Genomic DNA, 12,751 nt, shown 5'->3' with positions numbered 1-12,751 from the left:
GTAATAAGTAAAGGAGGGGCTGAAGCGATGAAAAAACGTAAGGAGCTTATTTACTTACAGTGTGCTCATTGTAAGGAAGAGACGCCCCACAACGTGGAATATATTAATGGGGACGTGTACAGCATGGAGTGCCGCACGTGCGGCCGGGAGCTCACATTAAACCGCGATATCATGAAGGAATGGTACAGCGAAGTGTATGACCGCGTGACTACCAAGCCCACACGCCTGACAGAGGAATACAAAGAAAGCAGGACGCCGTTTGTCGTACGGATGCCGTTCCGGCTGGCAAGCAAGCCCTACCGGCTGATGCGGGATTTAAATGATACCCAGAAGACCCTGCGCTATTATAAAAATAAACAAAAGAAATCTTCCTGACCACGCGCAAGTGGAAAGGAAGATTTTTTATGAACAAAGATATCATCCACTGACCAGTTGTTTCCTGGGGGTGGGTGCTGCTTCGTATACACGGTTGAATTCCAGCAGAGGACAATCAGTGCAGGCCTCTGACACTCCTGTGCACGTAGCAACAGAGTCAAACACACCGTCTTTATAAACGTAGGATAATTCGTGAAGCACCTTCTGGTTCGTGATCGAGCAGTAAATAACCTGACGCGACATGGAGTAGTCCATCGTATTTCACTCCCTCGGCGTATAATAAATATCATGAATAAGAGCGGTATATAATAATTTACTTAAAGACTATGTACCCGGAACAACAAAAAAGAAAACCATGGACTGTAAGCAGATAGTATTAAGCGGGGAAAGTTTACACCGGGCGGTATGCGGGAAAATAATATTTCTGACAGCCCATTTAACCTTAAACAAACAACCAGTAATTTAAACCAACAGAAATGTACCAGTAACGGCATATCTGAGCAGAAGAAACACACAACGGCTGAAAAAAGAGAGGGAAGTGAAAAAGGGGGAGCATCCATGAAGCAAAAGTATATGCTGATCGCGGTAGACCAGGACGGCCATGAGATTTCATTAAAGAACTATAAGGGCCGGGAGGCAAAAGAAGAATTAATTTTAGAGGGAAAAGACTGTGCGACGACGATGTATGAGCAGTTGAAGGAAGAATTGTATCCAAACTCGGTGAAAATGCTCAGTCTGTAAAGCTGATATTAGAAGCCCCCGGCATCTGCCGCCGGGGGCTTTTTACTATCTTTCAATCAGTTCGATGCGGTTGCCAAACGGGTCCTCCGTATAAAAGCGGGGTGAGCCGTTCAGCGGCTCTTCGGGCTTTACAGGCCAGTTAAACTCCTGCAGGCGCTCTCTGGCAAGCTCAAGGCTGTGTACCCGGAGCGCCGGATGGGCCTTTCGGGCCGGGGAAAACGGCTCTTCAATGCCAATATGGACCTCAAGGCCGCCGCAGTCAAACCAAACACCGCCGCGCTTGGCCAGATCCTCGGGCTTTGGTATCTCGGGCATACCAAGGATAGTATGGAAAAAATGGCGGGCTTGTTCTTCACTTTCCGGTGGGGCGGCAAGCTGTACGTGATCAATCCCGGTAAACAATGTCATAAGAGAGTCATCCTTTCACTTTTCGGGCTATCGTTTTTCCGATTTCAAGCGAAGCTGTTGCTGCGGGCGACGGGGCATTTAATACGTGCAGGCTGCGGGATCCCGTAATAAAAAAGAAGTCGTCCATCAGCGTCCCGTCCTCCTGAATGGCCTGGGCGCGTATTCCTGGCTCGCCGGGCATTAGATCATCCGCTGCAAGAGAAGGAATCAGCTGCTGCAGCTCTGCGGTAAATGCCTGCCTGGAAAACGAACGAACGTATTCCTGCGCTCCTTCCCTCCAGTACCGGGAAGCAAGCTTCCTTAGTCCGGGGGAACGAAGATGCTCCCAGGCATCTGCCGGGTTTACGGCCATTTTTCCGTATCCTTCCCGCTCAAAGCTTAATACGGCGTTCGGGCCGGCCTCTACGCCGCCCTGGCTCATCCGGGTGAAATGAACGCCGAGAAATGGAAACGCCGGGTCCGGTACCGGGTAGACGAGCCAGGAGACTTTATGTTCAGCCTCCGGAGCGAGCGTATAGTATTCCCCGCGGAACGGGACGATGCGGACATCTGTATGGTACCCGGCCATACGGGCAATTTTATCACTTTGCAGCCCGGCGCAGTTGACGAGCTTCCGGCCGGAAAACGTCTGGTCCTGGGTAGTGACACTCACGCTCTCTTCCATTTCCTGAATTTGTCCGGCCTGCTGACCGATCAGGATGTCTCCGCCCCGCCGGCGGATTTCGGCCGAAAGAGCCTGGGCCACCTCACCGTAGTCGACGATACCGGTTTCGGGCACAAGCAGTGCGTGCTGGGCACTTACGTACGGCTCTCTTTCTGCAAGCTCTTCAAGCGACAGATAACGCGGCTGCAGGCCGTTTTGCCTGCCGCGCTCGTATAGCTTCCGCAGCTGCAGTAATTCATTTTCGTCTCTGGCGGCAATGATCTTTCCGCAAATCGTATAGTCGACCCCGTGCTGATCGCAGAAAGCAGCGAGCGATTTCCGCCCCTTTTCCGTAAGCAGGGCCTTCAGGCTGCCGGGACGGTAATAAATGCCGGAATGAATAACGCCGCTGTTTCTGCCTGTCTGATGCGAGGCCAGATGGGATTCTTTTTCTAAAACGACTACTCCGGCGCCGGGTTCTTCTTCAAGCAGCGCATAAGCTGCAGCAAGCCCGACGATTCCGCCGCCGATAATGATATAATCGTACATATCGAAGCTCCTTTAAACGACAATTTTTTAACAGAGGCTGCTTACGCACAGCATACCCGTTTTTTAAAAACTTACAACGGGAGCAATTTCTTTAAAATCGTCTCTCTATTATAATGGAAAAGGAATGTACCCGGGAGAAAAAAATGGAAGTTTACAGCGCAGCAGAAAAAAGGAATAGCAGATATGAGGTACATAATAAACAATTGGATTAGGAAAGGATTGCACGCCTCATGGATGAGTTTAACGATGATATTTTGACAGACTCGTTAATTTTAAAAGCGATCGATCATTCGAAGGTCGGGCTTGTTATCACAGACCCGAACAAGGAGGATAACCCCATTGTTTATGTAAACCGGGGTTTCACTGATGTTACCGGCTATACGTATGAAGAAAGCGTAGGGCATAACTGTCGGTTTCTCCAGGGGGAAAATAGAAACGAGCAGGCAATAGAAAATATGAAACGGGCGGTGGCTGCCCGGGAGGAATGCGTCCTGGAGCTCGAAAATTTTAAGAAGGACGGCACGCCGTTCTGGAATGAAATTTACATTGAGCCCATTTATATGGAAAGCCGCCTGTATTTTCTTGGCGTTCAGCGCGACATTACCCGTCAGAAAAAATACGAAGACGATCTGGACAAAAGCGAACGCCAGGTGGACCGGCTTTCAACACCAATTGTGCCAATCACAGAGAAAATATCTGTGCTTCCGGTGGTCGGGGATTTATCCTATGAACGGTTTGAAATGATTTTTCATAAAATTTCCGAAGCATACGGAAATATTCATTATGAAAAGCTGATTCTTGATCTTTCCGGCATGGACGAGTATGACGAACAGGTGGCCGACGGCATTATGAATCTGCATCATCTTCTCCGCCTGCTTGGCTCGGAGCTGATTGTAACCGGCATCAGACCGGAGCTTTCGATGGCGTTTACGTCGCAGAACATTTCGCTTTCCTATCTGCGGACCGCAGCTACGGTGAAGGAAATGCTCCAAGAGCTCGGAATATCGTAAAAAGCCGGAATGCTAAGGATTCCGGCTTCACCAATGCTGCTTATTTTTCCTCGTCCTGCCTTTTGGCGTCGCCGGCTTTGTTCTGCACTTCGCCTTTTACTTTATCCTTCTTGGCGTCACGCTGCATTTTCGGATCGTCCTTGGCATTGCCTGCCTGATCCTTTGCTTCGCCTTTTACTTTATTGACAGCGCCCTTTACTTTATCGCTGAAGCCTTTTTTATCTGCCATAAATGAATACCTCCTGTTTTAGGTTCCTACTGGAATCATTCCCGGTGAAGCCTGGGATAAAACAAATGATTCAACAAAAATACGTACGCAAAGGAGCATGCCTGTATGTCTGTTATTATTGCCTATACGAATCCCCCGGAGCACGTCCGGAAGTACCTGGAAGAAAATGCAGAGCTTCATGTGATCCGCCCGAACAAAGAACGGGAAAAATTCATGGAAATGCTGCCGAAAGCGGAGGCGCTTATCGGAGCGGGTCTCCCGGTGAATCAGGAGCTGCTGGACCAGGCACCGGAGCTTCGGGTAGTAAGTAATGCTTCAGCCGGGGTGGACAACCTCGATGTAGACCTGCTTACAGAGGAGGGCATTGTGGTCACAAATACTCCATCGGCGGTCGTTGATACGATGGCAGACACGATGTTTGGGCTGATGATCGGCGCTTCCCGGCGTCTGATGGAGATGCATGAACTTGTGAAAAATGGACAATGGGACCGGAACGCGCCAAAGGAGTGGTTCGGCCTGAACGTTCATCATAAAAAGCTCGGCATCATTGGCATGGGCGGCATAGGAAAAGAAATCGCCCGCCGGGCAAAGGAAGGCTTCCGGATGGAGGTCAGCTACTATAACCGTTCCCGGCACGAAGAGGCAGAAAAAGAAACCGGGGCCGTCTATGAACAGCTAGGTGATCTGCTCGCTTCGTCAGATATGGTAATGGTACTGCTGCCATTAACTAGTGAAACAAAGCATATGATCGGCGCAGAGGCCTTCCGGAAAATGAAATCAACAGCGGTATTTCTAAACGGTGGGCGCGGGTCTGTCGTCGATGAGCAGGCACTGATCACCGCCCTTCAGGAAAAAGAGATTTTCGCGGCAGGCCTCGATGTATTTGAAGAGGAACCGCTCCCCTCGGACCATCCGTTTTTCACGATGCCTGAAGTGACACTGCTTCCTCATATCGGCACCGGGACGACCGAAACCCGGGAAGCAATGTATATGGAGGCCGCCGGGCAGTGTGTAAAGGCTCTGGCGGGAGAAAAACCGGAAGCGCTTGTCAACAAAAAGGTTTGGGGCAAAGGCAGAGAGTAGGCGTCGAACATGGATGAGGCGGTTTTTTGGACATAAGAAGAACCGCCCTCTTTATGCGAGAACGGCTGTCTTTTTCAGCGTTTATTTGAGCGCTTTATACCTTCAGCGCTTTTGTTTGCGGTTTTTCCACCATTTTCGTACATACGGATAAACAAAAGGTCCAACTTTGACAGCCATTTTAATTAATTTTCTCATAGTAGTTTAACGTCCTCCATCTTCAAATTCTTATTTAACGAATACCCTGTTGAAGGACGTTGTAATCATGAAGTTCGGCTTCAGCTGCTTTTGTGCTTACGGAATTTCCGCTTCGCGGCGTGCTTTGGTTGTTTTACCTGCTGTTCTCCGTTTTTGACAGCGTCTTCCTGCATGCGTTTGCGGGCTTCAATAAATAACATGAAAATGCCCCTTTCCTTTGAATATTGTACAGGGGCTATTCCCAGGTTAAAACGAAGATAAAACATCGTTTTTAAAGAAAATGAGTGTATAAGGCAGCTATCACTGAACAAACGGTGAAAATCACTGAAAATGGAGCGAAAGGAGACTATGTATGGGAAAACCATTAGTCGCTGCCTACAACCGGGTGAGCAGAGAGGCCCGTGAAAAATTGGCAGAAAAGTGTGAGGTCCGGTATTTTGAACGAAGCGAAACGCTCGAAGATCCGGCGTTCCGCAAAACGATGGCGGAGGCTGAAGCCATTATTGGTATCGAATATGAAATCGATGCAGCGTTTCTGGAGCAGGCTCCTCATCTCCGTATTGCCGCCAACGTTTCTGTTGGCTACGATAATCTGGACCTGGAGGCTTTAAAAGCCCGGGAGGTGTATGCTTCCAATACGCCGGAGGTGTTAAACGACACGACCGCAGATGCTATTTTCGGTCTGCTGCTGGCGGCGGCCAGACGTATTCCGGAAACCGACCGCTACGTGAAAGACGGAAAATGGCAGAACACGCTCCCGGATGATTATTTCGGGGTGGATGTGCACCACCGGACGCTCGGTATTATCGGCATGGGCCGGATCGGGGAAGCGATTGCCAAACGGGCCCGCTTTGGCTTTGACATGGACGTTTTATATTATAACCGTTCGCGAAAGCGCGAGGCGGAGGAAAAATACGGGGCAAGGTGGACAGCGCTTGAACCGCTGCTCGAGCAGTCGGATTTTGTCTGTACGATGACGCCGCTCACAAAGGAAACGCACCATTTAATGGACGAAGCAGCGTTTCGCCGGATGAAGTCGTCTGCTGTATTTATTAACGGGTCGCGGGGAGGCGTTGTGGATGAAGAGGCACTTGTCAAAGCGCTGCGGGACCGGTGGATACGGAGTGCCGGTCTGGATGTATTTTCGGAGGAACCGGTGCCTGCCGACCATCCGCTGCTGGCGTTTCCACACGTGGTGACGCTTCCGCATATCGGCTCCTTTACAGAAAAAAATGAAAACAATATGTCGCTGCGGGCGGCGGAAAATGTGCTGCAGGTGTTAAATGGCCAGGAGCCTCAGGATCAGCTTTAAAACAGAAAAGCTATCCTGTTTTTTTAGCATAATTGGTATAGACAACTATATTTTATACTGGTACGATATAGAAAAGGAGGGGACTCGTAGTGGAAGATACTATTATATATTCAGCGACTATTGTAAACGCAGATCATACCTCAACCGGGCAGTTCATCTGGATCCGCGGGCAGGCAGTCCAACAGACAGGAAGCATGGAGCGCCTGCAGGAGGTTCCGGAGGAAACACGCCGCGGTGCAGTTATGGTGGACGGCTCCCGGGGCTTCTTTATACCGGGAATGATTGATATGCATATTCACGGCGTCCAGGGAGCGGATGCGATGGACGGCAGCACACAGGCACTGGAAACGATGGCCCGGGCGCTGCCGGCTGAAGGCACCACGACATTTCTTCCCACTACGATTACCCAGAAGAACGAGGATATTACAAGAGCCCTGGAGGCGGTCGCTGACCACCGGCAAACCATGCCGGCGGACGGCCAGGCGGAAATTGCAGGTGCACACGTGGAAGGCCCGTTTTTTGAACCTTCCAAGGCAGGGGCCCAGCCGGCTGAATTTATGGTTCCAGCCTCGGTGGATTTATTCGAAGCATGGCGCCGTGCTTCCGGCAACGCGATCCGGATTGTCTCACTGGCTCCGGAGCATGATCCGGGCTTTACGCTCACCAGCCACCTGCAGAGCATCGGCGTCGTCGCGTCCGCAGCACATTCGAATGCCTCCAAAGCGCTTGTAGACGAGGCGGCAGAGAACGGTCTTTCGCATATTACCCATCTGTACAACGGCATGAGCGGGCTGCATCATCGGGAGCCCGGCATTGCTGCCGCAGCATTGTTAAACCCGGGTCTTACAATTGAAATTATCGCAGACGGTGTTCACAGCCATCCGGACATGGTCCGGCTTGCCTACCAGGCAGCCGGGGCGGGCCGAATCTGCGTCATTACGGATTCCCTGCGGGCCAAAAATCTGCCTGATGGTACGTATGATCTCGGTGGCCAGCAGGTAACGGTAGCTGGAGACAAGCCGTATCTGGCAGACGGCACGATTGCCGGCAGCATGCTCGCTATGGATCAGGGCTTCCGCAATATTCAGGCGTTTACAGGCTGCAGCCGCGAGGAAGCAGTGCGCATGACCTCATGGAACGCAGCTCATGAAATAGGGGTTGCAGAGCGAAAAGGCAGCATTCAGGCCGGTAAAGACGCCGATATTGTCTGGATGGACGACAGTATGCATATACAGAAGGTGTGGTGCTGCGGGAGCGCTGCGGTGCCTGAAAAGAGAGGGGAAGTGAAGCCGTGAAGCTTATCCGCGTGACTGACAGAGAAGCATTGAATGTGCATGCGGCGGAAATGATCGCCAAAAAGGTGCAGCAGAAGCCGGACAGTGTGCTCGGTCTTGCTACCGGAGGCACACCGGAGGGCACGTACCAGCAGCTGAAGAATATCTATGACCGCGGGGGCCTGGACCTTTCCCTCGTTACGACCTTTAATCTTGATGAATATGCCGGCATGCCGAAAGACCATCCGCAAAGCTATCACGCGTACATGCAGCACAAAGTCTTTCAGCCGCTGCAGCTGCGTCCGGAACAGACGCATCTTCCGGACGGGACAGCCGATGACCTGGAGCAGGAATGCCGGCGCTACGAAAAGCAAATTGCAGAAGCCGGCGGTATTGATATGCAGCTGCTCGGCATTGGCGAAAACGGGCACATCGGGTTTAATGAACCCGGCACTTCCTTTTCGAGCCGGACGCATGTGATACAATTGAAGCCGTCAACCAGAGAAGCCAACTCCAGGTATTTTGAGCGTATCGAAGACGTGCCGAAGCAGGCAGTAACGATGGGAATTGAAACCATTATGGAAAGCCGTGAAATTCTTTTGCTTGTATTTGGCAAACGTAAAAAGGAAGCACTTCTTCGTCTGCTTGAAGGAGAGGTGCAGGAAGACTTTCCGGCTTCCGTACTGAAAAAACACTCCAGCGTAACGGTGATTGCTGATAACGAAGCGCTGTCGGAGGTGCCTGCAGAAGTGATGAAGCACTTTGCCGGGTGAAAACGCGAAAACGGGAGGATGCCGTATATGAAAATTAACAAAAAATCCCCGCTGCCCATTTATTATCAAATACAGGAAATGATCCGCGAAAAGCTTGAGAGCGGCGAATGGCCTCCGGGCTATATGCTTCCATCCGAGCGTATTTTTGCTGAAGAATTTGATGTAAGCCGCATGACAGTCCGCCAGGCGGTTACAGAGCTTGTAAGCGAACAGCTGCTGACGAGGGAAAAAGGCAAAGGAACGTTTGTAGCTGAACCTAAAATTGAACAGATGCTCCAGGGCCTTACAAGCTTTACCGAAGATATGAAGGCGCGCGGCATGAAAGCAAGCAGCGAGCTGCAGCTGTTTCAAATGGAGGAAGCGGACGCAGCAACTGCCAGGCTGCTTCAGCTGAAGGGCGGCTCGGTCTACCGGATGGAGCGGCTTAGGCTCGCGGACCATAAGCCGATGGCGCTTGAAAATTCATATCTGCATGCAGATATGTTTCCAGGTCTTGGAGAAGAAGCGGCGTCAGGCTCTATTTATAACCGGCTCGAGCAGGATTACGGCATCACGATCGGATCCGCCGACCAATCCCTGGAGGCCTCCCTTGCTTCGGAGCGCGAGGCAGAGCTTCTTGGCATCATCCCGGGAGCCCCGGTTCTGTTAATTTCCCGGACTACCTATACTGCGGACGGAGAACCGTTTGAACACGTTATTTCCTCCTACCGCGGGGATCGGTACAAATTCCGAATCCATATGCCGCGGTAAGGGCGCCGAAGCAGCTTTCCTGGTTTTCTGGGCTGATATACGTTAAAATGCTCGCAGGATAACGATTAGCTGATAATGAGGGAGGCCGCACAGATGGATGATCGATTGTTTAAAGCAGCCATGGGAAAATTCACGACCGGTGTTACGGTACTTACGACGGAGCATGAAGGGACAGTTCACGGCATGACGGCCAACGCGTTCATGTCTGTTTCACTTGAGCCGAAGCTGATCCTCATTTCCGTTTCGAAAACGGCATCGATGCACGAATATATGCAGGAGTCGGACCAGTTTGCCATCAGCGTTCTCGGGAACGGCCAGGAGGCAGTGTCGCGCTACTTTGCCCGCCAGTCCGAAGATGACGCAGAAGTGAGCTTTGAGCGGTTTGAAGACCGCCCGGTCATTGAAGGGGCCATCACACAGCTTGCCTGCACGAAATATAACGAAGTCGATGCTGGAGACCATACGCTGTTTATCGGTTCCGTGGAAAACGTAACCGTCCAGGATGAAGCACCACTCGTTTATTTTGAAGGCAAATACCGCTATATGGAATAACTCTCCGGCTTTTGGCCGGATGTTTCACTTATACGTTCCTTTTGTACAGGGTTAAGCCGTTTCCATAATGGGAACGGCTTTTGTATGACAAAGGAGGGAGATTATGACTGGAATAACCCATATCGGTTTAACCGTGCCGGATATTGACGCAGCTGTCGAATGGTACACGGGGGTGCTAGATTTTGAGCTTCTGGCCGGTCCGTTTACAGCGAAGGCTGAGGAGACGGACGATGCTTCCACGAATATGACGATGGATCTTCTCGGCGAAGAGGTGAAAGAGATGCGTAACGCGCATCTGACTACAGCGAACCAGGTGGGTCTTGAGCTGTTTGAATTTGTTGATCCCAGGCCTGCCCCGCAGGAGAGCCCGCCGTGGCAGCAGCGATTTTTTCACCTCTGTCTGCTCGTGGCTGATATCAGGGAAACCGCTGCGCGTATAGAAGCAGAGGGAGGAAAACAGCGGAGCCGGATATGGACACCGCGGGAGGGAAAACCGTACCGGCTTGTGTATATGGAGGACCCGTTCGGCAATATCATCGAGCTGTATTCGCACAGCACGGAAGTCACCTATGGAAATATGGACAGCGAGTAAGCCGCCTGCATGAATACGGTGCCCTTTCTGGCTGATCGATGTTATTCTATACAGATGAACAGAACGGACGGGATGTCAGCAGGAGGCAGAATATGTATCACGCAGAAACGACTAAAGAAAAGCTGCGGCTGTTTATGGTTATTTTAGGACCCATTTTGATCACACAGCTGAGCTATTTTGGCATGAATTTAATAGACACCATCATGTCCGGACGGGCGGGCACAGACGACCTGGCGGGCGTGGCGATCGGGGCGAATCTGTGGATGCCGGTATTTACAGCGGTGAACGGCATCCTCCTCGCCATCACACCGATCGTCTCCCAACAGCTCGGGGCCGGGGAAGGAAGAAAAATTGCCGGCACGATTACGCAGGGACTGTACCTGGGCGTGCTTTTCGGGGTGCTTGTCATTACGCTCGGAGCGGCGGCGTTAAGCCCGGCTCTTTCTTTTATGTCGCTCGAGCCTGGCGTCGAACGGATTGCGGCCCATTATTTAATCGGCCTCGCTTTTGGAATTATTCCTTTCTTCTTATCGATCGTTCTACGGAACTTTTTTGATGCTCAGGGTCATACGCGGATTACGATGGTGATCATGCTCGGGACGCTTCCGTTTAACGCGTTCTTTAATTACGTATTAATTTTTGGGAAATTTGGTTTTCCGGAGCTTGGCGGCATCGGCGCGGGATACGCCACGGCAATTTCCTATTGGATCATTTTTGCGTTCAGCATTTTGATGACGTTCCGGATCCCATCGATGAGGCGGTTCCGTATCTTTCTGGACTGGTACCGGCCTTCCTGGCAGGTGTGGAAGGAGCAGCTGCGGATCGGCGTGCCGATGGGAATGTCACTGTTTTTTGAATCGAGTATTTTTTCGGCAGTGAGTCTTCTGATGGCGTCGCTGTTCAGCACCGTCACGGTCGCTGCCCACCAGGTGGCGCTCAGCTTCACGTCCCTGATATTTATGGTGCCGTTAAGTATTTCCATTGCGCTGACGATTGTGGTCGCCTTTGAAGTCGGCGGCGGCTATCTTGAAGGGGCCAAAGCGTATACGCGCCTCGGGGTAGCCTCAGCCATGGGCATACTTGGCGTCGCTTCCATAGGGATATTTCTCCTGCGTGAGCCGATCGCCTACATTTACACAACCAATGAGGAAGTAGTGCAGCTTGCTGCCCAGTTTTTCCTGTTTGCGATCGTCTATCAGATTTCAGATGCTGCCCAGGCCTCGCTTCAGGGCGTGCTTCGGGGCTATAAAGACGTAACCGTTCCGTTTTTCACGGCACTTGTCTCCTACTGGGCGCTCGGTCTGCCGGCCGGGTATCTGCTTGCGGTCACGACGCCGCTCGGGCCGTTTGGCCTCTGGCTCGGTATCACCGTTGGGCTTACAAGTGCCGCCATCGGGTTTTTCATCCGGCTGAAAATTGTGGTGAAAAGGCATGAAAGAGGCTTCAATGTCCCTTAGCCCTGACTGTCTTTAAAACCCAAGCCGGTCCCGGTATTTCTGCAGCCACTGTTCGTTTTGGGCATCCCCGCCGTCAGCATTGCCGCTCGCAAAAATAGGCGGTGTTTTTCCGCGGTCCGCCGTTATTTCGATTGCACGGGCAATAGCTGCCTGCAGCATAGCGGTTCCTACTGCTGTAGAGCTTGAGGCAAAAGGAGTCGTAAGATCCGGATGCGTCAGCAGGGCGTCGCCGGGCGGCGCATGGTTATCGAGGACGATATCGACGACATCCATCAGCCTGAAGCCGTCCTTATGACGGGAGGGCTGGCCCGAAGAATAAGCAACTGATGTCAGGCCGGCTACCGCAGCGCCGGCTTTTTTGGCGTGGAGGGCGACATCGATGGGTACAGGGTTTCTTCCGGAGGTGGAAATAACGATAACAGTGTCCTCCGGCTGAATATTTTCGTTCGCTAAAAACGTGGAGGCGTAATTGTTTGTCCGCTCAAGCTTGGAGGAGCGCAGAGCCCCTTCATGAAGCATCACCGGTTCATGAAGAATAGGGCGGAGCGGCACGAGGCCGCCGGCCCGGTAGTAGACTTCAAGTGAAAGTAGGTGCGAATGCCCGCATCCGAATAGGTGAATGACCCCATCCTGCGTAAGCGTGTTGGCGATCGCTTTGGCGCAAGCCTCCATCTGGCTGTATTCCTGTGCTTCGACAGTGCTCAACTGCTCGCGGATTTGGGAAAAATAGTTCTCTATCATCATATATATCATCCTTTCTTCACGTTAAAAGTATACCTGTTTTTTGACAGAGAAAAAGCCCCCGCCT

Annotated in this window: 16 protein-coding genes; 11 read left to right on the top strand and 5 right to left on the bottom strand. The window is 51.7% G+C overall.

Annotated features, from left to right (window positions below; genetic code table 11):
• The first annotated feature begins 27 nt into the window (after positions 1-27).
• Complete coding sequence (locus SIC45_RS13990) at positions 28-375, top strand: hypothetical protein (protein WP_022793490.1); 348 nt, start codon at positions 28-30, stop codon at positions 373-375.
• A gap of 42 nt (positions 376-417) precedes the next feature.
• Here the strand turns inward: SIC45_RS13990 and SIC45_RS13985 are convergent, their stop codons facing one another.
• On the bottom strand, positions 418-630 hold the full coding sequence (locus SIC45_RS13985) for a hypothetical protein (RefSeq protein WP_319632629.1): 213 nt from the start codon (positions 628-630) through the stop codon (positions 418-420).
• A gap of 303 nt (positions 631-933) precedes the next feature.
• On the opposite strand from SIC45_RS13985, the gene SIC45_RS13980 reads away from it, so the two are divergent.
• Positions 934-1,116 carry a hypothetical protein gene (locus tag SIC45_RS13980; RefSeq protein WP_319632628.1) on the top strand — a complete coding sequence of 61 codons (183 nt, stop codon included), beginning with the start codon at positions 934-936 and terminating at the stop codon, positions 1,114-1,116.
• A 45-nt stretch (positions 1,117-1,161) separates the two neighbouring features.
• Here the strand turns inward: SIC45_RS13980 and SIC45_RS13975 are convergent, their stop codons facing one another.
• Together SIC45_RS13975 and lhgO are read right to left on the bottom strand one after the other, a co-directional pair.
• Complete coding sequence (locus SIC45_RS13975; protein WP_298786239.1) at positions 1,162-1,524, bottom strand: VOC family protein; 363 nt, start codon at positions 1,522-1,524, stop codon at positions 1,162-1,164.
• Positions 1,525-1,531: 7 nt separating this feature from the next.
• Complete coding sequence (gene lhgO, locus SIC45_RS13970) at positions 1,532-2,716, bottom strand: L-2-hydroxyglutarate oxidase (RefSeq protein WP_319632627.1); 1,185 nt, start codon at positions 2,714-2,716, stop codon at positions 1,532-1,534.
• Positions 2,717-2,946: 230 nt separating this feature from the next.
• Here lhgO and SIC45_RS13965 point away from each other — a divergent pair, with 230 nt between their 5' ends.
• Complete coding sequence (locus SIC45_RS13965) at positions 2,947-3,726, top strand: PAS domain-containing protein (RefSeq protein ID WP_319632626.1); 780 nt, start codon at positions 2,947-2,949, stop codon at positions 3,724-3,726.
• Between the two features lie 40 nt (positions 3,727-3,766).
• On the opposite strand, the gene SIC45_RS13960 is transcribed toward SIC45_RS13965, so the two are convergent.
• On the bottom strand, positions 3,767-3,955 hold the full coding sequence (locus tag SIC45_RS13960) for a CsbD family protein (protein WP_298786233.1): 189 nt from the start codon (positions 3,953-3,955) through the stop codon (positions 3,767-3,769).
• Between the two features lie 105 nt (positions 3,956-4,060).
• Between SIC45_RS13960 and SIC45_RS13955 the strand changes: the two genes are divergently transcribed.
• The 8 genes from SIC45_RS13955 to SIC45_RS13920 all read left to right on the top strand — a co-directional run bounded on the left by SIC45_RS13955 (position 4,061) and on the right by SIC45_RS13920 (position 11,943).
• Positions 4,061-5,038, top strand: coding sequence for a D-glycerate dehydrogenase (locus tag SIC45_RS13955; RefSeq protein WP_319632625.1), 978 nt, complete (start codon positions 4,061-4,063; stop codon positions 5,036-5,038).
• 547 nt (positions 5,039-5,585) lie between these two features.
• Positions 5,586-6,545 (top strand): D-glycerate dehydrogenase, encoded by a 960-nt coding sequence (locus SIC45_RS13950; RefSeq protein ID WP_319632624.1) that lies wholly within the window; start codon positions 5,586-5,588, stop codon positions 6,543-6,545.
• Positions 6,546-6,634: 89 nt separating this feature from the next.
• Complete coding sequence (gene nagA / locus SIC45_RS13945) at positions 6,635-7,840, top strand: N-acetylglucosamine-6-phosphate deacetylase (protein WP_319632623.1); 1,206 nt, start codon at positions 6,635-6,637, stop codon at positions 7,838-7,840.
• Positions 7,837-8,592, top strand: a complete 756-nt coding sequence (nagB, locus tag SIC45_RS13940) for a glucosamine-6-phosphate deaminase (protein ID WP_319632622.1) — start codon at positions 7,837-7,839, stop codon at positions 8,590-8,592. Before nagA ends, nagB begins: the two co-directional genes overlap by 4 nt.
• Positions 8,593-8,619: 27 nt before the next feature.
• Positions 8,620-9,342 carry a GntR family transcriptional regulator gene (locus SIC45_RS13935; protein ID WP_319632621.1) on the top strand — a complete coding sequence of 241 codons (723 nt, stop codon included), beginning with the start codon at positions 8,620-8,622 and terminating at the stop codon, positions 9,340-9,342.
• A gap of 93 nt (positions 9,343-9,435) precedes the next feature.
• Positions 9,436-9,894: a flavin reductase family protein gene (locus SIC45_RS13930; protein ID WP_298786216.1), complete on the top strand. Its 459-nt coding sequence runs from the start codon at positions 9,436-9,438 to the stop codon at positions 9,892-9,894.
• A gap of 103 nt (positions 9,895-9,997) precedes the next feature.
• Positions 9,998-10,486: a VOC family protein gene (locus SIC45_RS13925; RefSeq protein ID WP_319632620.1), complete on the top strand. Its 489-nt coding sequence runs from the start codon at positions 9,998-10,000 to the stop codon at positions 10,484-10,486.
• 92 nt (positions 10,487-10,578) lie between these two features.
• Positions 10,579-11,943 carry an MATE family efflux transporter gene (locus SIC45_RS13920; protein WP_319632619.1) on the top strand — a complete coding sequence of 455 codons (1,365 nt, stop codon included), beginning with the start codon at positions 10,579-10,581 and terminating at the stop codon, positions 11,941-11,943.
• A gap of 12 nt (positions 11,944-11,955) precedes the next feature.
• On the opposite strand, the gene SIC45_RS13915 is transcribed toward SIC45_RS13920, so the two are convergent.
• On the bottom strand, positions 11,956-12,684 hold the full coding sequence (locus SIC45_RS13915; RefSeq protein ID WP_319632975.1) for an SIS domain-containing protein: 729 nt from the start codon (positions 12,682-12,684) through the stop codon (positions 11,956-11,958).
• Positions 12,685-12,751: the final 67 nt, after the last annotated feature.

The organism is Marinococcus sp. PL1-022 (assembly GCF_033845285.1).
Classification (GTDB): Bacteria; Bacillota; Bacilli; order Bacillales; family Marinococcaceae; genus Marinococcus.
The sequence above is the reverse complement of the archived record's forward strand: the minus strand, read 5'-3'. Positions and strand labels throughout refer to the sequence as shown.